The organism is Sphingomonas telluris (assembly GCF_022568775.1).
GTDB classification, from domain to species: domain Bacteria; phylum Pseudomonadota; class Alphaproteobacteria; order Sphingomonadales; family Sphingomonadaceae; genus Sphingomicrobium; species Sphingomicrobium telluris.
The window spans coordinates 554419-579682 of record NZ_JAKZHW010000002.1 but is presented as its reverse complement, the minus strand read 5'-3'; the positions used below and the strand labels follow the sequence as shown (position 1 = coordinate 579682).

Genomic DNA, 25264 nt, shown 5'->3' with positions numbered 1-25264 from the left:
GACTAGCGGGCGAGCAGGATACGCGCCTGGGACGCGATCTGGGCCAGCATGGATGCGCTGACCGAGCCTTCCGTGCGAGCCCTCGCGATGAGGTTGCGGAACTGCGCAAGGCGCGGACCCTGCGACGTGATCCACTCCTCGGCAGCGGCGTCCGGATCCTTGCCGCGGATGCGCGACAGGAAGTCGATGCGAAGCTGCTCGAAGTCGCGCGCCAGGCCGGCGGTCAGCAACCGCTCCCATTGGTCCGCAGGCACGAACCGGGCCAGCTGCTGCTGCGCCCAATCGATGCCGAGCGCCTCACCGAGCTTGGTGTAGGCGCGGGCAAGCGCCAGCTCGTCGAGCTTCTTCGTCGCGGCGAGAGCGGCAAGGCCGAAGATGCCGTCGAGCTCGAACAGGCGGACCAGACCGCGCACGATGTCGTCGGTCGCGCCCATCGTCAAAAGGCGCTCGCGCCGGGCCTCGGCTTCGTTGCGGACTTCCGAACGGATGAGCTTCGCCGTCGCCGCGGAAATCTTGCGTACGCCCGGTTCAAGAAGCTTGCACATCTCGCTCACGCTCGTCCCCGCACCGGCGCACCGCAGAAGATCGGACAGGTGATTGCGAACGCTGCTCGCAGCGATCGAGAAGAGCTCGATGCGCGCGACTTCCGGGAGCGGCGTTTCCTCGATCTCCATCCACAGCTTTGGCAGGTCGAGAAGTCTTTCCGCCACCAGAAAGGCCGCAATGACCTGGGCGAGAGAGGCTCCCTCTTCTTCCGTCAGGTCGAGAGCCGTGCTCGGGCCGAGGCGATTGACGAGGCGGTTGGCGACTCGCGTGGCGAGGATCTCATTGCGCAGGCGGTGGGCTCGAATGGCTTCCGCATGCGGCTTGCGCATCGGCTTCGGGAATGCCTCCGGAAGCTCCTGCTGAACGACGCTGTCGTCGGCGAGCTTCAGGTCCTCGGCAGCTTCCTGCAGCGCCAACTTGGACATGGAAAGGACGACCGCGAGCTCCGGCCGCGTCAGTCCGCGATTTTCCTGGCCGCGGCGCAGAAGCTCGTCGCTGGACATCAGCCCCTCTACCTTGCGGTCCAGTCGGCCGGACGCTTCGAGCAGTTCGATCGTACGGACGTAGCCTGGAAGTGCACGGGCGCCTCCGCTTTCCGCGATCGACAGGGCGAGCGTCTGCAGCCGGTTGTCCTCCAGGACGATGTCCGCGACCTCGTCCGTCATCTTGGCGAGCAGCGCATTGCGCTTCTCAAAAGCCAGCCTTCCCTCGCGCATCTCGCGGTTGAGCGGGATCTTGATGTTCACTTCCTTGTCCGAGCAATCGACACCGGCGCTGTTGTCGATGAAGTCGGTGTTGATACGCCCGCCCTTCTCCGCGAACTCGATACGGCCGGCCTGCGTGATGCCGAGGTTCGCGCCCTCGCCGATCGCGCGAGCATTCACCTCCAAGCCGTCGACGCGGATGGCGTCGTTCGCGGGATCGCCAACGTCCGCGTTCGATTGCGTGGAGGCCTTCACATAGGTGCCGATGCCGCCGAACCAGAGGAGGTCCACCGGCGCCTTCAGGATGGCATTCATGAGCGTCGCCGGATCGACGCTCTTTTCCGTGATGCCGAGTGCCTGGCGCGCCTGCGCGCTCAGTTCGATCGACTTCTGTGTACGGGGATAGATGCCGCCGCCCTTTGACAGCAGGCTGCGGTCGTAATCGTCCCAGCTGGAGCGCGGCAGGTTGAACATGCGTTCGCGCTCGACCCAGCTCGATGCAGGATCTGGCGTCGGGTCGATGAAGATGTGCCGGTGGTCGAAGGCTGCGACCAGCTTGATCGCCTTGGACAGAAGCATGCCGTTTCCGAACACGTCGCCCGACATGTCGCCGACACCTGCAACGGTGATCGGGTCCGACTGAACGTCGATGCCCAGTTCGAGGAAGTGCCGCTGCACGGAGATCCAGGCACCCTTGGCGGTGATGCCCATCGCCTTGTGGTCGTAGCCGTGCGAGCCGCCGCTGGCGAAGGCGTCGCCGAGCCAGAAGTTCCGCTCCAGCGCGAGCGCATTGGCCACGTCGGAGAAGGTCGCGGTGCCCTTGTCGGCTGCGACGACGAAGTACGGATCCTCGCCGTCATGGACGACCACACCAGCCGGGTGCACGACCTTGTCCTCGACGATGTTGTCGGTGATCGACAGCAGCGAACGGATGAAGATGCGGTAGCTCTCGGTTCCTTCCGCGAACCAGGCATCCCGGTTGGACGCCGGGGGAAGCTGCTTCGGATAGAAGCCGCCTTTCGCTCCGGTCGGAACGATGACCGCGTTCTTCACGACCTGAGCCTTCATCAGCCCCAGGATCTCGGTGCGGAAATCGTCACGGCGATCGGACCAGCGGAGGCCGCCACGCGCGATGGGTCCACCGCGGAGGTGCACGCCTTCGACGCGCGGGCTGTAGACCCAGATCTCGCGCCACGGCACTGGCCGCGGAAGGCCGGGGACCAACGACGAGTTGATCTTGAAGGCCAGCGCCTCGTCCGGCTTTTGCGAGAATGCATTGGTCCGGAGCGTGGCCTCGATCAGCGCGCGTAGCCGGCGGAGAATGCGGTCGTCGTCGATCGAGCGCACCGCCGCGATCGCATCGTCGAACTGCTTGCGAAACTGCTCGATCTTCTCCTCGCGGCCGCGCCGGATCGACGGATCGTGACGAGCGGTGAACAGACCAACGAGCGCCTTGGTCGCCTTCGGTGCGCGACGCAGCGCGTCGACCACCGTGACGAGGCCGAACGAGCTTCCGGTCTGACGCAGGTAGCGGAACCAGGAGCGAAGCCAGACGACCGGTTTCGTGTCGAGGCCTGCGAAGAGCACGAGCTGGTTGAACTCGTCGTTCTCCGCTTCGCGGCTGAACACGCTGGAAATCGCGGATTCGATCTGCGGAGCGCGCGCCATGATGGCGTCGATGTCAGCGCCGGGAAGCTCGAGCCGGAAATCGTGGATGTAGCCGATCGAGCCGCCGGGCCCGACCTGCGACGGCATCTCCTCGAGAACCCGGAAGCCGAAGTTTTCGAGGACCGGGACGGCGTCGGACAGCGGGATGAGACCGCCACGGCGATAGGTCTTGATACGAAGCTCGCCCGGGACGTCGGTCGGACGTCGGAACAGGCGGACGCCGCGGTCGTCGGGTCCTTCCAGCGAGGACAGGCGCAGAATGTCCTCGGCGCCTTCCTCGGCCTTCGTGCGGGTGCGGTAGCTGTCCGAGAACTCGCCTGCGTAACCAATGGTAAGGCGCGTCGCACGAGGCGCACCGACGCGCTCGATCAGCGTTTCCTCGACGGCCGGAGCCCAGCCGCGAACCATCTGGTTGAGACGATCGTCGAGCGCCTTGGAATCCGGAGTCGGCGCGTCATTGTCGATGTATTGCGTGTAGCGGATGAGGGCCAGGTCGCCCTCGCCCGTCTCCACCGACCAGCTGGTGATGTTCCGTCCGACGACCTCTTCGAGCATCGCTCCGATCGCTTCCCGGCGCTGGGTATTGTGCTCGTCGCGCGGGAGCCAGACGAAGGTGAACAGCTGACCCTTCAGAATGCTGCGAACAAGTAGCAGGGCCGGGCGCGGACGATCCGCCAGCGACATAGCCATCATCACCAGGTCGCGCATCGACTCCCAGCTGACGTTGACGAGTAGGTCGCGCGGCAAAGACGAAACTGCGTGACGCAGCGCCTTGCCGCTGTGGCCCTTTGGGTCGAAGCCCAATTCCTTGTCGAGCTGCTCAAGCCGCTTGCGCAGAAGCGGCACCTCTTCCACCGGCCAGCCCAGCGCTTGGCTGGTCCAGAGGCCGCCATGGACGCCGATGCCCGTGACCTTTCCGTTCTCGCGGATGGGCACGACGACAAGATCGAGTGGTACGCGGCGATGCACGCTGGACTTGCGTTCCGCCTTGGCCATCAGCGGCACTTCGCCGCCGGCCTCGAAATAGCGCATCGCTCCGAGAGCGCCGCCCTCGTCTGTCGGGGCGCCAGGAATGCTGAAGATGCCAAGCGTGTCGGACGGCTGGCCAGTCGCGCGCTCGACTTCGTAGCCGAGCAGCGTCATCGCGCCGTCGGCGAACCATTCGAGCAGGGCGCGTCCCTCGGGATCTTCAACCGCCGCGGCGTCTTGGCGCATCTTGGCCTGCAGCTTCGGCCAATCGCGAACGGCATAGCGCACGTCGGCGAGCACGGCTTTGATCTCGTCGACGAGTTCCTTGCGGCCGCGGGCATGCGTACGCTCCAGCTCGATATACATGAGCGACTCACGGCGATCCTTGTCGCCGCACAGCGGCTCCACGCTCAGGAGCTTCCCGTTCGTGTCGCGATCGACGCAAACAACCGGGTGGAGCAGGCGATGGATCGTGAGCTGCCGCCGCGCGATCGCATTGGCGACGGAGTCGACCAGGAACGGCATGTCGTCGTTCACGATGCCGATCCGCATGCGCCTGCGCCCGGCTTCGCCGCCTGTCGATTCGATTAGGATGGGCGCCTCGCCGCGCTTCCGCTGCGCTCCCACGACGGCGAGGAACTCCGCGGCGTCCTTTTCGGCGGCCGCCGTCAGACCCTCGGTTTCCTCAGGAAGCGCGTTTTGAGTCAGCGCCTTACGAATGGACGAAACGAGGGGCCTCGCGAGGCGCGTATGGGCGGTCATGTAATCGATTGGCTCCGCAGACGTGCGATGCCCGCGGCCTATAGACCTCTGCTTCGGAGCCGGACAACCCCGGCTGCCCCGGAATTGTTGTTGACGTTCTTACTAGATGCCGGCGCGGCGGACGGCGCGCTCGACCATCGCCTCGTCGTCGACGAGAGCAACCGGCTCGACTCCGCCATCGGGGCGGCGACGCGCGAGGACGAGCGCGAACTCGGCGTCGGCGCTGACCGTTTCGAGCGATAGCGGTTTCGCCTCCCGCAGCTTGGCCTTGGCGGCTTCGGCGCGTGCATCGGGCTTTGGCTCCGGACGCTTGGCCTGGCGCTCCGCAGCGACGAGCGCCTTCAGGCCGCCGGCCTGGCCTTCGATGAATTTCAGGAACTCGCCTTGCTCGATGTCCTTCCGGCGCGCGAAGGACAGCGCGGCGGCGAATTCGGTCAGGCGAGACTTGTCGTAGTCGATCCCGAACACGAGCTTCACGACCGCCGTCATCGGGGCGCGTGCCTGAGCCTTGACGCCCGATTCCTCGAGCAACTCGGCATAATCTTCCGGCTCGCGCTCTGACGCGAGGGCGAAGTCGTACGCCTGCGACAAGGCGCGATAGAGCGCGGCGCGAGTACGCGAATCGGCGGACTTAACCGCGTCCGCAGTCTCGCGCGCGGCCCAAAGACGGTCAGCAAGACCGGCATCCTGGTCGAGGGTGATCTCGGGGAGCGGCTCGTCCGAATCCGGATCGTGAAGCGGGCCATCCTCCCACGAGAAGTGGACAGGCGCGGCGACCGTTTCTTCGAGCTCTAGAACCTCTTCGTCTGCGGTAGCTTCCTCGGCGGCAGCTTCCACGGCTTCTGCCTGAGGCAGCTCGGCAAAATGCGCCTCATCGAGAACCAATTCGTCTTCACCCTCGGCGTCGACGAACTGGGGCGCCGCCTCCACGTCAGCCTGGGGAAGCTGGTCGTGAGTGGAGGCAGCGCCCTCTACTTGTTTCCAATTGATGACGCCGTAGATGAAATCGATCGTATCGCCGTCGGACGAAAACGGCATGAGGATGCCGCGGTAGCAGATCGTCTGGCCGCGCTGATTGTCGAACTCGGCTTCGAAGCCGATCGGCGCGCGGTTGGCGATGATCTGGAGATAATGGTCGGTCAGGCGCGAGAGGAGCGAGCGGGGGGGCACCTGCGAAATGGTCTTGATGCTCTCGTCGAGCCCGCACTCCTCGCGAATGGCGCTGCCGATGTAGGGCGTCGCCGGATTGTCGCGGCCCGCGGTGAAGTCGAGAAGAACGCTGTGAGCGGCGAAATCCTGGACCTCGCCCGGCTCAAGGTCTTCGATCGAGGGGTAGTCGCGCCCATCGAGGAGCGAGACCCAATAATTGTACGCGCGCACGTGCATCCGGCGCTCGTCGGTGCCGATCTCGGACGCAACGTCGGACGCCGGGGTGTCCGACGCCAGGACCGGCTCGAAATCGTCAGGATGCTCGCGGTAACTGTCCATTACTTCGGACCCCATTCCCCCTTGTTGTCGGCCGGAAAATGCGGGTGAAGCCTGAAGAAACCGTTAACCCTATCTGTTCAGGTGACAAGCTTGCCTGTCGGTGACGGATAGGCCTTGCCCGGTCGGGGAGGCGCTGTTAGGGCGTGCGCCGCTTCCGACAAGCAAGCCGCTTTAGCTCAGTTGGTAGAGCACCTCATTCGTAATGAGGGGGTCACAGGTTCGAGTCCTGTAAGCGGCACCAGCCTGAAAAACCGCCATTTTTCTGCCTTCCAGGTCTGCTCGTGAAACGGGCAGAATTGGGCTCACGTAATCGCCACGTAATCAGCGGGAGCTATTTCGCAGCTTCCCGCCAGTTCCGTGCGCACCCAACAATCAGCGGAAAAACCGCTCACAACGCCGAAGATCATTGGTGCCCAGAGACAGTAGGCGGGGACGCATGACCGCGCCCCGGCTGAAGCGCATTCTCACATCGCTGCGAAAGATCACTTGGAGGGAGTGGCTCGGATACGCCGCAGCGCTCCTGTGGATACTCGCGATGCTGGCGATGGACCCAGGTTGGTGGCCGCTCTGGAGATCCTAAATGGCGAACGGCATTCGTAAGCTGCGTAAGAAATACGGCCTCGATCAGGCGACGTTGGCGGCCAAGCTCGGAATTGCCAAAACCGAACTCTCACAGTTCGAGCGAAACTGGCATGAGCTTCCGCCGCGCCTGGTACGGGACATCGCCGTTTTGTTCGAGTGCGGCGTCGCAGATGTCCTCGGTCATGAGATAGAGGTCGAGGAGTGGAGGCATTCTCCTTACGCCGCTGGCGGAGGCGAAACAGCGAGCATCACGCCCTACGGCAACTTCGGGTTCGAGATCGCAGGAACCATCTTTTCCTATCCCATCAGTCTCGGAATGCGGAATGGCGTCCTCCGCCAAGTCAGGAGGCGCGAAGTGGTTGAGATAGCCAAGGACGATCGATCCTGGTTCTCTTTCGACACGCTCAACAACTGGAACGTCTTCGCGAATCCTGCAGCGATGCGAAGGCTTTGGCTCAAGAGCGACGACGACGAAGTCACTGACTACTACGCGCACCCCGAGGTTTATCGCGCTGTGAACCGCTGGGAATATGAGAAGGAGCACGGCCCCATTCTCTCGCAAGCGATCGCTGATCACTTTGAGCTGATCGGAGAGGAGCAGGCAATCTCGGACACGGAGCGCGTCCGCCTTTTCGGCTTGGACGGCAAGGAGACGAGCGACGAATACTACGCATGTGAGCGCGTGATTGGCGAACTCTTTGGCCTCGACATCCACTGGTTCAGGGTGGAGGCAAACGCATTCGTGATGGTTTCATCGTCGGGCTGGTACGAGGAGGAGCATGTAAACCTGTCTCACCTTGCGGTGATCCAAGTCCCTGCTGAGGAATTCTGCAGGTGGAGCGCGCCGGACGAGACATCTCCGGCCAATGACGACGACGAAGCAGCCGCCTAACGCCAAAACCCAAAGGACACTCGGGAAGGCTCGCTTGCCGACGTTTCACCGCCCTGCCACGTTGGCAGAATGTGTAATCTGTATCGCATGACTGCGACGGTCGACGAAATGCGCCGCGTGTTCGGCGGCTTCGAAGGCGACCGCGACAATCTGCCACCGTTCAACGAGATCTACCCTAACTACAAAGCGCCCGTGCTTCGCCGCAACGGCAGCGGCCTCAAGCTGGAGATGATGACCTGGGGCTTTCCCGGTCCCCAATCGGCGGGCGGACGCCCCGTCACCAACGTGCGGAACCTAAGCAGCCCTTTTTGGCGCTCCGCACTGACAGATTCCGAGCGTCGCTGCCTCGTGCCCGTCACGACGTTTTGCGAGTGGACCGCCGAACCGGACCCGGTGACCAAGCGGAAGTCTAAGGTGTGGTTTGGTCACGCGGATCAGCCAGTCTTCGCGTTCGCTGGGATTTGGAGGCCGGGTGAAGGCGGGCCGTTCATGTCGTTCCTCACCTGCGAGGCGAACAAGACCGTGGGCGCTATCCACCCCAAGGCTATGCCCGTTATGCTCGACCCGCACAGCTTCAACCGGTGGCTGGAGAACGATCGCGAAAACGTGTGCGAGCTCGCGGTGCCCTATGCAGATGAAGGCGTGATGATCGTCGGCTAGTACCGTGACGGGAACCGCGCTGCGGCTTCCGAGTCCCAGCATCGGAGAGAGGAGAGCCGATCATGGACGAACCTTTGCAGGAAGCTTTGTTTCAGATTGAAGGCCCGGACGAGGATGGTTGCGTCTGGGCTTGTTCCCCGGAGGGGCGAGACGTTTGGTGCCAGAACCTCGGGCCAACTGGAAAGGTAGCTGAAGTGATGTCTCAGTGGCTCGGCACCATCGACTACGATGAGGTCGAGATGGAACGGTAGATCATGATCGATCGAGAGGCCCAGGACGCAGCCGATCTAGCCGACAAATTCGCGTTCGATGCAGCGGAGCGCGGTGAAAGCGCGGAGGTCTATCTCTGTCGGGTCGTTGGAACGGTCATTGGAGCCGTGAGCGTCACCGACGGGGCAGGATACGCGATCGAACTCGCGCATGCGGTGAAGCGGATATGCGACCACGCCATCGCTGAGATTGGCAAAGATCTGAACTAAGCAAATGCCGCGTTGGGGACCAGCCAAACCAAAGACGCGCATCAAGGTCGTTGAGTGCGGCCCTGGACGCTGGGATTGTGAAGATCACGGCCTAGACTATCCCGACTGCATCGAAACGATCGACTTCAAAGTTACGGGCACCGGCCATGAACGCCTGGAAGGCATTTACCGCGAGTGCTGCGCCAACCGGCGTCTGATTGCCGGCTTCAACGAGAAGCAAGGCGAGCACCGCATAGCTGCCTGGATATGCAAGAACGCGTGTTCCTTCGTGCTGTTCGACACGAAGGCGCGTGCCACGGTGATCGGTTTCGAACGCGAGGATGATGCCGAAGCATTCAGGCGTGAGTTCCTGCCTTGAGAGCGCTCTTATGGCTGTACTTGATCCTGTACGCGTTCGGCCTTTTGCCGGGGTGAAGGACGACCCCCTTCTACAGGAGAACTTGTGAGCAAGCGGAGTTCTTGGCCGCCTCGGCGCCGATACCGGAATCCCTACCGCAGTTATCGCCAGATGAAGGGGTTCGGCATTCTGGCCGTGCTCCTCGGCTTGGCGGCCGTGCACTTCATAAGGGGCGGCACGATAACTCCGGGCACTGCCCCCTTTCGCAACTGCGCGGCGGCACGAGCGGCAGGGCCTACGCCAATCTTCCGCGGCCATCCGCGATGGAGCGATGACTTGGATGCCGATGGCGACGGCCGCGCCTGCGAGCCGCTGCCAGGCAATCGCTAACGCTCAGTTCCTAGGGGCCGGGGGCGACAGGACAGTCAGCCCCGCTTCCCGCGCTACACAGCGAACACTTGGCACGTCGCCGACCGATATGAGAGGCCGTCCCGCCACGACAATTGGAACAATAGCCCTCGCGCTTGATCTGCGTTAGCTTGCTGGCGCTCGGTGATAGGGGGGGTCGCGTTGGGCTATCGCCCAGAGCTGAACGGATTGCGGGCAATTGCTGTCACAGCGGTTGTCCTAATGCACAGCGAACTTGGCGGCCCGTTCTCCGGCGGGTTCGTCGGAGTTGACCTATTCTTTGTCCTTTCAGCGTTCCTGATAACGGGGATCTTGGCTAGCGACTGGCGGGACGCAGGATGCCTCAACTTTCGGCGCTTTTATTGGCGGCGCTTCCTGCGGCTCATGCCGCCCCTGTTACTTATGTTGGCGGCCTACTTGGCAATCGCGCCGCTCGTCTGGCCAAACTATCCGCATGGCAGGGATGCGCTGATTACGGCTCTGTATCTCAGTGACTACGCAATCGCCTTCTGGCGGGTGCCGCACTATCTCGGGCACACATGGTCACTAGCGATCGAGGAGCAGTTTTATCTCCTCTGGCCCCTAGCGCTTCCGTTCATGCTACGGGCCAAGACTCCGCTAGTGTGGCTTGCCTGTGCCTACGTTATGGGCACGCTGTGGCGGACCACCTACGCCACCGACTTTATTCAGTCCTATGTTCGCTTTGACACGCACGCGACCGGGTTGATCCTCGGAGCCGCGCTATACCTTAGCGGGCTTCGCTTTGGTCGCTGGGCGGGCATCGTGTCGCTTGGGGTGCTAGCCGCCCTCGTTCTGGTGGCGTGGTTCCCCTACGCGTTCCTGGTCATCCCCGTTGCCGAAGTTTCAAGTGCCGTTCTCATAGGCTCAGCTGCGAGCCTTCCGTTCCTCCGTCACCCGATTCTAGTGTGGCTGGGGAAACGATCGTACGCGGTCTATCTCTGGCACGCCCCCGTTGCGGAGGCGCTTCGCGAACACATGACGCTTTTGCCCACGTTCGCGCTAACGTTCGCAGCCTCAGCAGCGCTTGCCGAGCTCTCGTGGCAGACAGTCGAGGCGTGGAGCCGCAAGGTTAAGGCGCTAGGCCGAGAGGATGATAACCGACTGATAGTCCCCGGTCGGTGAGTCCCCGGTCGGTGACCCGCCATAGCTGCCCGTGCGGCTATCAACTAATGGCAGTTGTCGGCCCATCGCTGCCAGTAGCGGCGTGGTCGCTTTCGCCGATTAAGGAAGAGCTTAGCACTGCTAGAGAGGGCTCCCGAGCCTCGCGAGTAGAAGGTATCGACAACGCATAGTCATCGATCAGATCCGGACGCTTGTGCGGCAGTGGGTAAAGAAGAAAGTCTCGCACGGTCGCTGGCGGCGCATCTTCGATTCCAACCTCTGGCCACTCATTTGGTCTTGGCCAATAGGCAGTTCCAAAAATACGATCCCACAAACTGAAGCAGATGCCGTAATTCTTGTCGATGTGATGCGCCTCCACCGAATGGTGGATGCGGTGGAAGCGATTGTCCACGACGGCCGCACGTAGGGGCCCAAAATGGAAGTCCGACGCAGTATGAATATAGACCGTGAGCAGGCTGGAGACGAGATTGACGGCGATTGGCGTCCCGGGTCCGTCGAACGCGACAAAACTCAGAGGCACTGCAACGAAAAAGAACTCGGGAATGGCTTGGAGGGGGTGGCCTATAGAATTAGCTGCATGGAGTTCTCGCGGCGCGTGGTGGACGGCATGAATGGGCCAAAACCACTCATGCTCCGCCCGGTGTCGCCAGTAACGCAGGAAGTCTAGCAGCGCGAGGGCTACCAGAACTTGCAACGCGTAGCCGGCCACGCCCAAGGGCGAGAGCCACGACCAAAGCGGTACCGTTACGACGGGGCCAATCCCAAGTCCGTCCCAAAGCATATGGAGCGGGATGATGAGCGAGATTAGTAGCGTACTCCCGACCACCTGCATGAGAGTACCCGGAATACGCTGGCGCAACGTGTAGCGGCCTCGCGGGGACACGTACTCGATCGCGACGCAGAGGCTCAGTAAGAACAGAGCCAAGCTGGCGCCGAGGCCTAGGTTAATCAGATAATTCATTATGCGGGCCGCCCCTCGCCAAGAGCAGAGTGGTCAATATCACGAGTTTAACAACCCGGCCAACACTCCCGTCCGTTGCTTTAAGCCATTACGAGACACCGGCCTTCGCCAGACTGCTGTCCGCGCACCTCCGCCCTGCAAGCTCAGTTTCGTGAGCGCCATTTGGGCCCGGTTGGAGCTCACTCAACCGCGCGAGGGCAGCCAGCGCCAAAATCACGAATGCACAGCCAACAGTGGCCATGCCGATCGAATAATACGCGGTATATCCAACCACGGCCAAGGCCGATCCAGTTTGCATCGCCACCGCAGCCGCAACTGCTAGTCTCGTTCGCAAGGCCCACGCGAGGGCGAACGCCAGCACATCCGCCAGGATGTGAAAGCGCTCATGCATTAGGGGCAGCAACCAAGGCAGCAGAGCCGCACTGAAAGCGGCGGCCGCCAGCATTTGGCGGCGCTCAATCCGACGAAACGCATAGACGTAAGCGGTCACCCCCCCAACACCGAGAACCCCGCCAACCCAAAGCGGTGGGACAACGTCGAGCCACCAAGCGACTGTCCACCAGTTCGCCGCGTTGCTCACAAAGCGCGCTCCGCTATCCGGTTGCCATGCCATCTGCCGCACATAGACAGTGGCCAGATCTTGAGCTGGCCAACCAGCGAGCCATGCTGGGAACATGGCCATTGCATACACCAGGGTCGGGACCAGCCAATATCTGAGCGGCGCTCTGCGAGATACGAGGACGGCGATAACAAAGGGCGCGAGAAATGCTGCTTGGGCCTTCAGCGCGAACGATAGCCCAGCCCATGCAACCATTGCCAACAGCCGGCCCCTTAAAGCCGCAGCCACAGACATCACGGCGCTGGCGGTCCAAAAGGCATCTGCCTGCCCAAGGACAGCGGCGTTGAAGACGACCGTTGGTAGCAGCAAAACGGAAATCGCCGCTTCGTCTCGCCGGGGTATCCCTGAGAGCAAGTAGTAGACGGAGGCCGAAAGGAGGAGGGCGCCGAATACGGAAATTCCTTTGATCGCATAAAGCGGATCGACAGGAATCAACGTCGCTAAACTCAGGAGGTAAAGATATGGCGGAGTGTAATTACCGAATGGTGCTGCGAACGCAGCGATCTGTCCCGTCTGCTCAATGTGCCGATACCAAGGAAGCAAGAACTTGTGCAGATCGAGATGCTGGAAGCCGAGGGGGATCGAATATGCGACAGCTATAGTTGCAGCGATTACGATGATAGCAGGAGACCTGACGGTCGGTCGTCCCGCAAGTTTTTGCTCCACCGGCCCACCCTTCGTGTGTCTGAAAGTCAGTAACACGCAACAGTAACAGCGACTAGTGGACGGCTACGTCCCCTTTGCAGAGACCGAGCATGTTGGATCGGGACATTTCTACTCTATTCGCAGCCTATCCATAATTTGCCGAATCTCGGCCCTCGTACCGTTCTTCTCGTCAGCGCGAGTCCCAGCGCCGATCAGAAAGAAGATTGAGCCTTTGGGAACAACCCAAATCTCTGAAATGGTTGGTACGGCCAAATCGTTGGCTCTTAGAGTGTAGGCCAGCTTGGCATAGGCCGCCTTACGTCCCGAAACCTGAGCTGATCGCGGGCCTTCCAAGATTTGTGCGTCTCTGAAGGCCCTGCTGAACGTCGGAAGAGCAGCTGTGAGAATGTCCTCGGGCGCAAGCCTGGCAAGCCCGCCCAACGGTCGAACATTTATCTTAAAGCTCGGATTCAGGTCCGCGTACGGCTCCGGATATTTGGCGATGGCGAATACGGGAGCATTGGCATAGCGAGCCGCCATCTCCTGAAATTCGGGATCGTCCATTTGCACGCTGCGAATGTTTCGGCTGTTTTGGTCGGCAGTAACTGTAACCCAGTCCGCTGGTCGGAAGACGCTGAGGCCGAGCGAGGGAATCTGGACCGTCTCACCCTTTTGAGATTCGTCGACCTCAGCAACCGCAACAGACGGCAAATCGCGCGAGGGCGCCGTGGCAGGCCGCGTCAGGAACAAACCCACGACGACCGTCAACCCGAACACTAATACCGCGACTATCGGTATGACGAACTTTCGCACTCCCAGTTCATCTGTTCGATCATCGGGTACGCTGTCCATGGTGCATCCCCCTGCGTTGCAAGGATAATGCCGCAAGTTCTAGCCAACGAGAAGCACTACTCCTTGCGGCTTTCTTCTTGATCACGCTTCATCATCAGATATGCCGCGTAAGATTCGCGACTAGGAAAAAATCATGCGGCGCCGAGAGCTCGTAATGGCCGCCCCGAATGTCTTCGTCTCGCCCGAGCTCCAGCCTGTCTGCCCAGTGACCGTGATCTCATTCGTCCAGCTGGAGCGGTCCTTGCTGCCATCAATGGTAAAATCGCTCGGTGTCTGTCCGACTGTACCCGCGGCGCGCAAGGTCATCTGAGCGCACGCTTTCGCCTGAGGCAGTTCTATTGTGATGGCTTGAGGAGCGACGGCGCTTGCAGTCCAAGCAGTGCCCGTGTTGTTGTCGAACAGGTTGGCGGCGCTCACATTTCCCGCAGTCGCGAAGATGGTCATTGCCGTGCTGCTCGTATAGTCGGCGCCGCCGGCCGTTTCGCGCAACTCCATTTCAGTCGCGGACAGTTGGCTTCCCGCCGTTGCCGACTGCGTGATGGTCATTCGGTGAAATAGATAGCCGGTGCCCTCCGGGCATCCCGTCGCCCAGTAGACATTGGCGAGGGGCGGGCTCCAGGTCGTCTGATTAGTCTGGGTGATGACGGGTGTGTAGCTGGAGTCGTCATCACTCCATGCCCAGGTAAAGTTCTTCGGAGCCGTCGCGTTCTGAGTGTTTCGATTGACGATCCGAAGCTCGAGAAGATCTTTCCAGTTTCCAGCCGTGGCGCCGAAGTCGAACACGACTGTGTGCGGGGTTGGCGTTGAGTTGGAATGCCAAAACGTGCTTCGCGAGCCGTCGTTTACGTTCGTTCCAGGCGAACTGAATGCGGTCGATGAAACAGTAACCGTTATGCCCTGAAGGCAATCAGGCCCGCCTTTGCTTTCCGCAGCCAATAGCGCAGCGATTGCACAGTAGCCGTTAGCATCACCGTTGACCGCGCTTATCGTGAGTTTCCAGTAGCGGTGTGCCGCCATCAGGCCACCTCCCCGGACTGACGGGCGAGAGTGAGATCCGAGACGCGGCTATTCAGGGTATCCCCTGAGCCCGCAACGATACTGTGTGCTCCGGCGCCCGCCTTCGGTGCTGCAATCAGGCTGATCGTCTGCTGCGTCATTCAATTTGCTCCTTCAGTGACGCCTATCCAACAGGACCGGATAGCTGTGGTCCGAATGGCCAAGCTGTTCAGCGACAGCCTCAGCAATGGTCCACCACCCCTCAAAGTCATCCAGCAGCGGCAGGAAGTCCGCCGGCATCGTGTCCATGATCGCAGTGACGGCCACGACAGGGACGCCAAGGCTCCAGCTAATCGTATCCGCCAGCTCGAACAGGGCGGCTTGCACGTAGTCCTGGGAGCGCAGCCGGACGTGGCCAAGCGGCTTGTTCCCCTGCGCCAGCAGGGCCTTTACCGTTGCCTCTGAAGCGCTCGTGGCTTCCCTCATCTGCACCCCCTCGCAGACACAAAAAAAGCCACAGGGTTCGATCCCTGCGGCATCCTGCGAAACACGTGGTTTCGTCACTCAGTATGTGTGTTCCGGACCCGTCATTTTCAAGAATCTGTTCCCGTCCTGTTCTTGCGGCGCTACGGGCCGTTTCCGTGTCCACGAAGCACATCAGGACGACAGGGGATCTGGTCCGCTTTGGGGCGGGTCTGAGGATCGACTGCAAGGCCTGTGGGGCTGGTCGATCGATGACAGGCGTAGAGGCGGTCCAGAGCTGCGGGCTTAGCCCTCTGGACTCATTGCGGCGGCGCTTGAAGTGTCGGCAGTGTGGGGAGCGGAAAGCCGCGATCAGGCCGCTGATCTAGCCGGTGTTTTCTACGGTGTATTATCACCGAGCGGGCGATGGTGGAGGGGGGCGCCTGAAACCTTGCGGGCGTTGAAAGCGGAGAGCGGCCCTAGACCGCGACGAAAACGCTAACTGCATATTTTTCTATCGCGCCTCGCGCGTGCGCCCGCGCGCGTACTGGTCCGCAAACTGTGGTTGGGGACCCAGGACAGAAAAAAACTGGATTAGCGTTATGACGGAGGATCGTGCCCGCTCTCCACCTTAGAGGGTCCGGACTTTTGGGCACCCCCTCCCTCGGGCGCGGGCTGTCGACTGCTAAGACGCTAATGGCAGGTTTGGGTCGAAAGCAGACATTCGATACGCCCTGATTCGCACTCTGCGCACGGCAAATCAGTCGCCATCATGCGCTCGGCCAGATGCTCTCTACAAGCGAGGAAAATGTGGGCCGCGGCCTCTCGGCACACGCACGGCGTACCATCATTTTTTGGTACCAGGCATAGCCACGCGGATTCTGTTCCAGTGCATCGCTGTTTACGTTGAAGTAGGTCTCGGGACGATCTTCAAACTCGGCTGGCACCGGGCTGGTCAACCCCGGTCCGTGCGCACTAAAATTGATGAAGCGGTCCTCGCTGGAGGCGGCGGGCGCAGGGGCTGGGTGCTCACGCCAGTACGCGACCATGATCCTGTTGGCTTCGTATTCGGCAGTCCAGCGATCGATCGGTTTGAACGCCACCATCTGTAACCAATGGGCAAGCTCGTGCGGCACCAGCAGCTCATTGAAGATCTCGCCGTATTGGTCGGTAGGAGAAAGACCCAACGTGCCGGCCTTCGCCGAGGCCTCCATCCCGGCTTTTTGCGCGGGGGAGAGAAACTCCCAGGGGCACAGCACGACCGCAGCTTGCTCATGATCGTAGTGGGGAACGCTTGGGCCGGCCGACACCCGGACCTGAGGTTTGAACGGCGGTGTCCGCCCACAAGCGATCACCGCGCCGTAAAACTGATCCACGACAGGCTGTGCGCGCTGGAGTACTCTCTTCGCCGGATCTGTTGCAGTCACCTCGCCGTCCCACCACTTTCCAGGCAACTCTACCCCGCCGCGTCGGCTCAAGTGCGTTGCCGAATAGACGGCAGAGGGGATTAGCGGATAGCCTCATTATCCTGGCAGTTAGGGAAATTGAACGGTCCGGGGAGCAGTCTGCTCTGGGTCGAAAGCTGTCATTAGCCTCAACGCAGACTTTTGGCGCTCTGCAGCGTCGCGAACTGTATCCGCGGGGTAACGCTCAGAACGAAAATCAATGAGCCCGCCGCCAATCGATTGGCGGCGTTCGAACAGCATGCAAGATTTGACGGGATGAGCCTCCGGTGCCTATTCGGAATGCATCGACCCCTGCTCGCCTCGATCATCCCGAGGGATCCAGGGTTCGATGCACTATGTGACGGTTGTGGCATCCCGATCGAGCGGACACCGGAAGGCCGTTGGATGCCCGCCAAGCCTCTCCTGGCTCGCTCCGCGCCCAATGCCAAGCCCTGATGGTTTAGGAAGGTCATGGACGCGCAGGCCGCCCATCTGTTGCCACCTTCAGTGCGCCCCGCTTCGCCAGTTCAGCCTCGCCAAGCATTCGCATCATGCGAGTACCATCAGGCCCGCGACGGGTTAGGGGTCGGCTAGCTCACCGACTGTCGCGGCTTTCTCAAGGATCGAGGGCGCGGTGCGCTCCCGCGTCGAGCATACGACGCAGGAGCGCACCTCACCTTTAGGCGGTCATCGTTCTGGGACGAGACGCGCTGTGCCCTCCACACCGTTCGAGGATTATCAACGCCTGCTCGGCGGAACCTTCAGCCCGGCGAGTATCGACCGATACAAAGGTGCCACCTCGGTTAATGTGCTCCTCGTAGTATTCTGCGTCGTTGCGATCGACGTCGTGGTCGCTCAGCATCCTGGCAATTGCGCCGGTAGTTGCTCCAGCGGCAGCGCCAATTCCGGCCGCCGTAGGGACCGCCGATGCCGCGATAGCTCCCGCGGCCGCCAAGGGCCCCACGCCTGGAATAGCAAGCGCCGCAATACCTAAGAGCGCGCCCGCAACACCACCGCCCGCGACGGCGCCAGCGACGGAACCCTTGCCGGCTCCATCATTATCAGCGTCCGTTTCTACGTCATCGGGACGACCGACGAGGGAAATTGCGTCCTCAGGAATGCCTGCACTTCGCAGTTCCATAACGGCGCGTCGCGCTTTTTCACGATTGTCGAACACGGCTGAGATCACGTGGTCCATAATTTTACTCCTGAACCCCGCCGGCTTACTAACGGATGGTCACTCGCGGCCGTTCCGTGATTTCAAAGGAGGTCCGAGTCCGCCAACTTCCCAAAGGCAGAGCTCCGCTGGCTGTCACCGTAAGTCCTGTTCGCGCTATACGATGGTTCCGCGCCTGGCATCACGTACGAGAACATCACGTGCTAGTGGCAGCTTTGGGTCGAAAGCTGCCTGCGCTGATGGCAGGAATGGCTAGAAAGCGGGCTGGCACGCCTAGCCGCTGAGCGTAGTATTCAGCCTGTAAAAACGGCTCGCAATTACGAGCCGAGCTTCGTCGCAGCCCTCAAACCCGTGGGACGTTTCAATCTGTCGGATGCTCAGCCGAATTTCTTCAATTGTCTGAGCCATCTCCTCGACGAGAGGTTGGGCATCCTCTCGCTCTAGCCCTCGAAGGTGTCCAATTTGGAGCTGTAGAGCTGTTAGGAGTTGCGACGTGGAATTGTGCAGGTCCCGCGAGATCCGTTGACGTTCGCTCGCTCGTATCGAGTCTTCGTCCGCTTTGGGCGGCATACTCTGGCCCACGAGACGCCTCCCGTTAAAAGGTAACTTTTTGTGATTCGACTCAATGGTTTAAGCGAAATTGCTAAATCAGCCTAGTAAGATCATCGGTCGAAAGCGTTGAATGTAATGTCTGCTTTGGGTCGAAAGCTGCCGTCGGAACGTAGCGGCCGGAAATGGTTGGAGAGTTGGAACAACCAGCCCGTCGGAACAGGACCGGCGACCAGCAGTTCACAAGCGCATCACCGGCCACTTTCTTGGGGCGCCGGCGGCTGAGAGACAACCGTGCTCCCGCCTCATCGCAGGAGCGCAGAATGAAGCTTCATCGTCGCATGCGATGGACGACCATCGCCTTTGAGAAACTTCGGCGATTGGCCTGGAGCGGAATGCCAGTCCGAGAGATCGCGAAGCAACTGCGAGTGAGCGAGACGGAGGTCCAAACTAAAGCCATGTTGGAAGGCATAAGGCTCGGTCGACGGGTGAAGCGATCACGGTTGCCGTCCGTACCTTTCGACCAACCGTGCGACTTACCTCTCTCATTCCGACCTTGAACGCCCTCCATCGCTAGTGCGTAAGCGGCAGCAATGGGCCGAAAGCCGACGTGAAACGGCTAAGCGAATGCTATCCCGAGGCCGATCGCGACACCAACCTGCAATGCAATAATCACGAAGAGCTGCGTAGAGAACGGCTCCTTGCGCGTCTTATGTCGGAAGAGCCTGCGTGCCAGCAGCGCCCCCGGCGAACCGCCTATCAGCGCGAGCCGGAGTAGGTCGCTTTCCGGAATGCGTCGTTCGCCAGCTTGAGCACGCTGCTTGTCCTGCCAGAAGCGCGGGATTGTCCAGGAGTTCACGAGCAGAAGCGCCGGAATGGCAAGAAGTGGTAGGCTCGACGTTGGGCGTTGATAGCCTGCCGTGCTTACTCAATCGTTCAAGCGGAGCGGCTGCCGTATGTCCGCAATGGGTCGAAGCCTCCCACTACCGCTTGCGGCAGGAATGGGTCGAAAGCTGCCACTAGCCGCCAGCATTAGGCTGAGCCCTTAAGCCTCACCCCTTCGCCCCCCGCCAGCGAAGCTTCGCCGGAACTGAGGAAGACCACGCCAGCAGCCTCCAAGGCTCCCCGCATCTTTGCGACCGTCGATCGTCGCGAGTCATTGCCGGCCTCAAACCCGCTCACAGTCTCCTGCCGGGTCTTAGCGGCCTCAGCGAGCTGCCGCTGTGACCAACCTAGTGCGGCTCGCCCCATCCGTGATTGTGCTGGCGTCACTTCCATAACCGCATAAATAATTGCTTTTAGACCTTGACGCAAGGCATCTAAGCGCATAGATTATGCGTTGTTGCCTCACATGAGGTGACGGCCCAGGGCGGGCTGCAACCCGACCCTGAGCCTGACCAAACCAAGGATAAGCTTGGCATGGCTACTAAGCATATCGCGACCACGCGTCTGATGGGCAAGACCTACAAGGGGCCGCCCCCTCGGGCTGGCGTTTAGCCTCTGGAAATATGAGCAGGACGGACAGCCGGAAAGGGCCGTCGAACTGCTGAAGGCGGAGAACACCGTCCGCGCCGCGTTCGGTCGCCCTGCCGTCGATCTGGAGAAGGACTTCACGCCCCACGCTCTGGAGAGCAGCTTCATTGCGAAGGTGGCCGCGTAATGGCCGCCTTCCCCATTCTTCAGCCGGTGGCGGTTATGCCTCACGCCCTCAATGAGCGCCTTTGGGAGCTTGTGGAGCGCGAAGTGGACGGCACCGCAACACCCGCCGACGTGACGGAGCTCGATCGCCTCTGCGCCGAACTGGAAGGCGCTGAGGACTAACCCAATCACCAACGGCCCCGGCTGGCAGGACTAGTGCACGCCGGGGCCTAACCAAAGGAAGGAAGGCTTCCATGGCTACGACCGAAAATAAGAACACGTTCACCCGTCGCAAGGCCCTTGCCGGTCTAGCACTTGCTCCGGTTGCCGTCTCGGTTCCACTGAGCGCGTCGCATGCGTTCTCCGTCTATGACCGAGGGGCATGGAGCACGGCGGTCGCCAACTACAAAGCGGTGGCTGCTAAGGTTGAGCGGGCAAGCGCGGCACTGGAGAAGCTTCACGACATCGCGGACGCTCGGTGCCCGCGCGAAGACGTCTTCTTCCGCCGCTACCAGATGGGGCATGGCTGGAGCCGGAAGCGGAATTTCGAAGCAGCCCTCTGGAGCCTTAGTGTAGAGCGCGGACGTGGGCGAACCCTCACCGACGCAGAGCTTGCCAAGTTGGACGCGGACGCGAACCGCGTTGTTGACGACTTCGAAGCATACTCAGCCCGCCACGACGCGGCGTTCGCCGAGTACGATCGTCAAGAAGCGCTGTTCGACAGCCTTGTAGATCGTCGCGCCGATGCTTTCCGCGCAGTGATCGACACGCCGGCGCCCGACAACGAAGCGCTTCTCTACAAGCTGGAGTTGCTGGCAACGTTGCTTGAGGGCTTCCACAGCGAGGACGCACCCACGCTCGACAAGATCCGCCTGGATGCCCGGCGCCTCCTCACCACAGGGAGGGCGTAATGGCGACGCAGCTTGCAACCGGCCCCGCGCAGTGGACGGACAACGGCAGTGATCGCGAGATTGCCAGCCGCATCAACCGCGAGGACGCGGAGCTAATAATCGACCTTATCAACCATCCGGCAATCGCTCCGCTGGAAACGCTCTACGCCAACGCCGGATCCTTCGCGAAGCGGGCGGTTTGGCTGGCAGCGGCGGCCTCGTCGGACCGCAGGGCCTTCGCATGGCTCCGCTACGTCGGCGGCACCGATTCCGTGAAGGCCGAAATTCGCGCGGCTCTATGGGAACTCGGACAGGAGGGACCAAGCGCCTAACGGGCTGGCACCCCGACTTGATTAATCTTGACTGTTTTCATGTTCGCTAGGCTGCTGACGCCCCCCGAGCATTGGGCCTAGCACGGAAGGGAAGGTTCGGCGCTTACTCCGCCAGCCTTCCCTTTTTCCTAATGGCAGCTTTCGACCCAAAGCTGCCATTAGAGCCGGACTTTGCGGGTTTGCCCTGATAGCCCGGAAATTGACCGGAATTATTGACCTTAGTCCTGCTGCCAGGAGGTCATCATGCCGCGTCCCTTCAAAGGTAAGATCGAGCTCGATATTCGCGATTCACGGGCGGATTGGGACGCTTTTCTTGCCGAGAAGGCGCCGGAAGGCGCGCCCAACGTGTTGGTCATTCTCTATGACGATACGGGTCAGGCGGCGTGGTCCACTTACGGTGGGCGGATAGAGATGCCGACCCTTGATCGACTGGCGAAGAATGGCCTGACCTATACTCAATGGCACACAACGGCAGTTTGTTCTCCGACGCGTTCCTGTTTCCTTACTGGCCGCAATCACCATGCCAACGGCTTTGGGTCGATCTCCGAAGCTGCGACGGGCTTCCCGGGCTACAACGGCCATATCCCACTTGAGAACGGAACTATTGCTCACGTTCTGCGCAACGCCGGCTACAGCACCTTCTGGATCGGCAAGAACCACAATGTTCCCGTCGACGCATTCAGCATTGGCGCGAGCAAGAAGGCTTGGCCCTTGGGGCTTGGCTACGACCGCTTTTATGGATTCATCGGGGGCGAGACCAACCAATGGTATCCTGAGCTGATCGAGGACAATCACTTCGTCGACCAGCCGTACCTGCCAGAAGAGGGCTATCACTTTTCGAAGGACATAGCCGACAAGGCGATCACGTTCATTCGCGACAGCAAGCAGTCCGATCCGGAGAAGCCGTGGTACATGTGGTACTGCCCCGGTGCGAACCACGCGCCGCACCACGCACCCCAAGAGTATATCGACAAGTACAGAGGCAAGTTCGACGACGGCTATGAAGCCTACCGCGAGTGGGTTCTCAAGCGGATGATCGAGCGCGGTATCCTGCCGGCGAGCACGGACCTTACGCCGATTAACCCGCTGCCCGATGGGGTGCTGCCGGACGCGGATAGCGTTCGCCCTTGGCACACGCTGAGCGCCGATGAGAAGCGCCTCTTCAGCCGGATGGCCGAGGTCTATGCTGCATTCTCCGAATACACCGACGTCCAGATCGGCCGGCTGATCGACTATCTCGAAGAGTCCGGGCAGCTGGACAACACCGTGATTCTTTACTGCGCTGACAATGGCGCCTCGGGAGAAGGTTCCCCCAACGGGTCGGTCAACGAGAACCGTTTCTTCAACGGCTATCCAGATGAGATGGAAAGCAACATGGCGATGATCGACAAGCTCGGCTCGCCCGACACCTACAATCACTATCCGACCGGTTGGGCTGTCGCTTTCTCGACGCCGTACAAGATGTTCAAGCGGTATGCCTCTTTCGCCGGCGGCACTTGTGACCCACTGGTGATCCACTGGCCTGCCGGCATCAAAGCGAAGGGCGAACTTCGCCACCAGTACCACCACTGCACCGACATCGTCCCGACCATCCTGGAATGCTGTGGCGTACCGATGCCCCAGGAGATTGATTGCGTGAAACAGGCTCCTCTCGCCGGGGTATCGATGAAGTACAGCTTCGACGATGCCGACGGGGCCACGACTAAGGAGACGCAATATTATGAGATGACGGGTACGCGGGGCATCTGGCACAAAGGCTGGAAAGCCGCGACCGAGCACGGTCCGCTTCCGTCCGACCAGGGCAACTTCGACAAGGACAACTGGCAGCTCTTCAATACTGAAGAGGACCGAGCCGAAGCCCACGACCTCGCGGCCCAGCATCCAGAGAAGCTACGGGAATTGCAGGCCCTCTGGTTCGAAGAGGCGAAGAAGAACAATGTCCTGCCTTTGATCGATCTTGGCATCGTGGCATTCCATGCAGCGGAATTCCACGCGGCGCCTCTCAAGAGCGGACGCTACACCTACTATCCGGGGACGACCGAAGTCCCCGAGGCGTCGTCCGCCCGCACGCTTGGTGCCTCCTTCAAGGCGCTGGCAGAGGTCGACTTCACGGCTGACACGGAGGGCGTGATTTTCGCCCAGGGTTCGCGATTTGGCGGCTATTCGCTGTTCGTGAAGGACGGCGAACTCGTCTTCGCGTACAACTTCCTCGGCATCCCTCCCGAACAGCAATTGCGCTGCGCGGCGCCGAAGTCCGGCAAGCACATCGTCGGAGTGGAGTTCGCCAAATCAGGAGTCGGTCAATATGCCGAGGCCCAGGGCAAAATGACCCTCTACGTCGACGACAATGCCGTCGCGGAAGGCGATTTCCGCACTCAGTCTGGCCACTACGCGCTTGCCGGCGAAGGCCTCGCGGTCGGACGCGACAGCGGCGACCCCGTCAGCAGCGAATATGGATCGGCATTCAACTTCTCCGGCGGGACGATCGAGAAGGTCGTTTTCGACGTCGCTGGCGATCACTACATCGACGTGGAGCAGAAGATGGCGGCCGCTTTAGCAAGAGACTGATACTTGTCTCGAATCTGGAGACTGCAATGTCCGACATGACGGTAGACCTCATTCGTGAGCCGGAGACTGGTTCAGTAGCCGGAGAGATCAACTTTAAGCTTGGTTATCCTGATGCGCAGAGCGCCCAGCGGGCCTACGACGACACGGACCTGAACCGCGCTATCACCGCCTACCGCTTCTTCTATCCGACCGTCTCCGGTGCTGCGATCGTGCAAGGCGACCTCGATTGCGGATTGGTCCCCAACAAGGTGTTCGGGGTGATGCACTCCGGTCCCGAGCAGGTGCTTTACACCACCAACAACGACACCCCCTACGGACCCCTTCTTCTCGACCTTGGGATCGGACCCCTGGTGATCGAACTACAGCCGGGTCCGCTGATCGTCTGCTCGATCGACGTCAACCAACGCTGGGTGGCAGACATGGGATTGCCCGGCCCTGATGCGGGCAAGGGCGGCAAACACATTTTGGTGCCGCCGGGATTCAAAGGTGAGTTGCCCTCGGGCAATGGGATCTACGTCCACGAGGCGAGCAGCAACCTGCAGATCGTCGGCGCCCGAGCGTTGCCGGTTGGCGGGGATGTGGAGGGTGCCAAGACGCGACTGACCACGATCAAGGTGTATCCGCTCGATTCAAAGACCGAATGGAGCGAGCCGCAGTGGAAGGACCTGACCGGTGTCGAACAGCAAGGCACGCCACTCGCCTATGAGCGCGACTTCAAGTTCTGGGAGGTGCTTCACAAGACGGTCGACCATGAACCCGCTTACGAGGGCTATCACAATGAGTATGGCGAACTCGCCGCGCTCGGTATCGAGAAGGGCAAACCCTTCGCACCCGACGCACGGATGAAGGATATCCTCACTCGTGCAGCGGCCATCGCGAACGATGAGATGCGCGTGCAGTCCTTCGCCGACCGCCGGCCCGATCGTTTCCCATGGCCGGGCCGCAAATGGGAATGGGCGAGCCTGCGCTACGAGGATGGCGACTTCAACACGGCTCTCTACACGGACCTCGAAGCGCGGGAGAAATGGTTTTACCAAGCCATCGGGGCGTCACCGGCGATGTTTCGCCGTGATGCGCAGGCGGGTTCGCTCTACTGGCTCGGGCTGCGAGACACGACCGGCGCTTATCTCGATGGCGGGAGAAACTACAGGCTCACTGTGCCGCTGCCTGTTCCGGGCCACCTGTTCTGGTCAGTCACGGTCTACGAAACGGATACCCGAAGCCAGATTCGCACCGACCAGAACAAGGCCGCTCTGCGCTCCATGTTTGAGTTGAAGGACCTATCAGGTGGCAGCGCCGAATTGTTCTTCGGCCCCGAGACGCCAGCGGGCAAAGAAGGCCGCTGGATTAAGACGACCCCCGGTAAAGGCTGGTTCGTCTATTTCCGCATCTACGGGCCGCAAGCAGCGGCGTTCGATGGAAGTTGGAAGCCGGGAGATTTTGAGCGCGTCGGATGACGGCGCCTAATGGCAGCTTTCCACCCATTGCGGAC

Annotated in this window: 24 protein-coding genes and 1 tRNA gene; 13 read left to right on the top strand and 12 right to left on the bottom strand. The window is 61.1% G+C overall.

Annotated features, from left to right (window positions below; genetic code table 11):
- Positions 1-2 precede the first annotated feature (2 nt).
- Positions 3-4649: an NAD-glutamate dehydrogenase gene (locus LZ016_RS13885; protein WP_241448048.1), complete on the bottom strand. Its 4647-nt coding sequence runs from the start codon at positions 4647-4649 to the stop codon at positions 3-5.
- A 102-nt stretch (positions 4650-4751) separates the two neighbouring features.
- Positions 4752-6137 (bottom strand): PAS domain-containing protein, encoded by a 1386-nt coding sequence (locus LZ016_RS13880; RefSeq protein WP_241448047.1) that lies wholly within the window; start codon positions 6135-6137, stop codon positions 4752-4754.
- A gap of 165 nt (positions 6138-6302) precedes the next feature.
- Here LZ016_RS13880 and LZ016_RS13875 point away from each other — a divergent pair.
- The 8 genes from LZ016_RS13875 (at position 6303) to LZ016_RS13840 (ending at position 10638) form a co-directional block, all read left to right on the top strand.
- Positions 6303-6378, top strand: a tRNA-Thr gene (locus tag LZ016_RS13875).
- A 339-nt stretch (positions 6379-6717) separates the two neighbouring features.
- On the top strand, positions 6718-7611 hold the full coding sequence (locus LZ016_RS13870) for a helix-turn-helix domain-containing protein (protein WP_241448046.1): 894 nt from the start codon (positions 6718-6720) through the stop codon (positions 7609-7611).
- 69 nt (positions 7612-7680) lie between these two features.
- Entirely contained in the window at positions 7681-8271 is a 591-nt protein-coding gene (locus LZ016_RS13865; RefSeq protein ID WP_277622779.1) for an SOS response-associated peptidase, read from the top strand.
- 62 nt (positions 8272-8333) lie between these two features.
- Positions 8334-8522 carry a hypothetical protein gene (locus LZ016_RS13860; protein WP_241448044.1) on the top strand — a complete coding sequence of 63 codons (189 nt, stop codon included), beginning with the start codon at positions 8334-8336 and terminating at the stop codon, positions 8520-8522.
- 3 nt (positions 8523-8525) lie between these two features.
- Complete coding sequence (locus LZ016_RS13855) at positions 8526-8750, top strand: hypothetical protein (protein WP_241448043.1); 225 nt, start codon at positions 8526-8528, stop codon at positions 8748-8750.
- 4 nt (positions 8751-8754) lie between these two features.
- Positions 8755-9108 carry a hypothetical protein gene (locus LZ016_RS13850; protein WP_241448042.1) on the top strand — a complete coding sequence of 118 codons (354 nt, stop codon included), beginning with the start codon at positions 8755-8757 and terminating at the stop codon, positions 9106-9108.
- Between the two features lie 150 nt (positions 9109-9258).
- Positions 9259-9477: an excalibur calcium-binding domain-containing protein gene (locus LZ016_RS13845; RefSeq protein WP_241448041.1), complete on the top strand. Its 219-nt coding sequence runs from the start codon at positions 9259-9261 to the stop codon at positions 9475-9477.
- Between the two features lie 180 nt (positions 9478-9657).
- Entirely contained in the window at positions 9658-10638 is a 981-nt protein-coding gene (locus LZ016_RS13840; RefSeq protein WP_241448040.1) for an acyltransferase family protein, read from the top strand.
- 40 nt (positions 10639-10678) lie between these two features.
- Here the strand turns inward: LZ016_RS13840 and LZ016_RS13835 are convergent, their stop codons facing one another.
- The 10 genes from LZ016_RS13835 to LZ016_RS13795 all read right to left on the bottom strand — a co-directional run bounded on the left by LZ016_RS13835 (position 10679) and on the right by LZ016_RS13795 (position 19595).
- Positions 10679-11599, bottom strand: coding sequence for a sterol desaturase family protein (locus tag LZ016_RS13835; protein ID WP_241448039.1), 921 nt, complete (start codon positions 11597-11599; stop codon positions 10679-10681).
- Positions 11600-11687: 88 nt separating this feature from the next.
- A complete protein-coding gene (locus LZ016_RS13830; protein ID WP_241448038.1) occupies positions 11688-12884 on the bottom strand; it encodes a putative hexosyltransferase in 1197 nt (398 codons plus the stop codon).
- A gap of 108 nt (positions 12885-12992) precedes the next feature.
- Positions 12993-13715, bottom strand: coding sequence for a hypothetical protein (locus LZ016_RS13825; RefSeq protein ID WP_241448037.1), 723 nt, complete (start codon positions 13713-13715; stop codon positions 12993-12995).
- A 120-nt stretch (positions 13716-13835) separates the two neighbouring features.
- Positions 13836-14732 carry a discoidin domain-containing protein gene (locus LZ016_RS13820; RefSeq protein ID WP_241448036.1) on the bottom strand — a complete coding sequence of 299 codons (897 nt, stop codon included), beginning with the start codon at positions 14730-14732 and terminating at the stop codon, positions 13836-13838.
- Positions 14733-14885: 153 nt separating this feature from the next.
- Positions 14886-15197 carry a hypothetical protein gene (locus LZ016_RS13815; RefSeq protein ID WP_241448035.1) on the bottom strand — a complete coding sequence of 104 codons (312 nt, stop codon included), beginning with the start codon at positions 15195-15197 and terminating at the stop codon, positions 14886-14888.
- Between the two features lie 746 nt (positions 15198-15943).
- On the bottom strand, positions 15944-16549 hold the full coding sequence (locus LZ016_RS13810) for a hypothetical protein (RefSeq protein WP_241448034.1): 606 nt from the start codon (positions 16547-16549) through the stop codon (positions 15944-15946).
- A 748-nt stretch (positions 16550-17297) separates the two neighbouring features.
- Positions 17298-17816, bottom strand: a complete 519-nt coding sequence (locus LZ016_RS13805) for a hypothetical protein (RefSeq protein WP_241448033.1) — start codon at positions 17814-17816, stop codon at positions 17298-17300.
- Between the two features lie 252 nt (positions 17817-18068).
- Entirely contained in the window at positions 18069-18365 is a 297-nt protein-coding gene (locus LZ016_RS15765) for a histidine kinase (protein ID WP_366512943.1), read from the bottom strand.
- A 598-nt stretch (positions 18366-18963) separates the two neighbouring features.
- Entirely contained in the window at positions 18964-19203 is a 240-nt protein-coding gene (locus LZ016_RS13800; RefSeq protein ID WP_366512931.1) for a DUF1294 domain-containing protein, read from the bottom strand.
- Positions 19204-19376: 173 nt separating this feature from the next.
- Complete coding sequence (locus tag LZ016_RS13795) at positions 19377-19595, bottom strand: helix-turn-helix domain-containing protein (RefSeq protein WP_241448385.1); 219 nt, start codon at positions 19593-19595, stop codon at positions 19377-19379.
- Between the two features lie 408 nt (positions 19596-20003).
- On the opposite strand from LZ016_RS13795, the gene LZ016_RS13790 reads away from it, so the two are divergent.
- The 5 genes from LZ016_RS13790 (at position 20004) to LZ016_RS13770 (ending at position 25229) form a co-directional block, all read left to right on the top strand.
- Entirely contained in the window at positions 20004-20165 is a 162-nt protein-coding gene (locus LZ016_RS13790) for a hypothetical protein (protein ID WP_241448032.1), read from the top strand.
- A 71-nt stretch (positions 20166-20236) separates the two neighbouring features.
- Complete coding sequence (locus tag LZ016_RS13785; RefSeq protein ID WP_241448031.1) at positions 20237-20893, top strand: hypothetical protein; 657 nt, start codon at positions 20237-20239, stop codon at positions 20891-20893.
- Complete coding sequence (locus tag LZ016_RS13780) at positions 20893-21204, top strand: hypothetical protein (protein WP_241448030.1); 312 nt, start codon at positions 20893-20895, stop codon at positions 21202-21204. The genes LZ016_RS13785 and LZ016_RS13780 overlap by 1 nt, the downstream gene beginning before the upstream one ends.
- Before the next feature lie 243 nt (positions 21205-21447).
- Positions 21448-23772: an arylsulfatase gene (locus LZ016_RS13775; protein ID WP_241448029.1), complete on the top strand. Its 2325-nt coding sequence runs from the start codon at positions 21448-21450 to the stop codon at positions 23770-23772.
- 26 nt (positions 23773-23798) lie between these two features.
- A complete protein-coding gene (locus LZ016_RS13770) occupies positions 23799-25229 on the top strand; it encodes a DUF1254 domain-containing protein (RefSeq protein ID WP_241448028.1) in 1431 nt (476 codons plus the stop codon).
- Positions 25230-25264 lie beyond the last annotated feature (35 nt).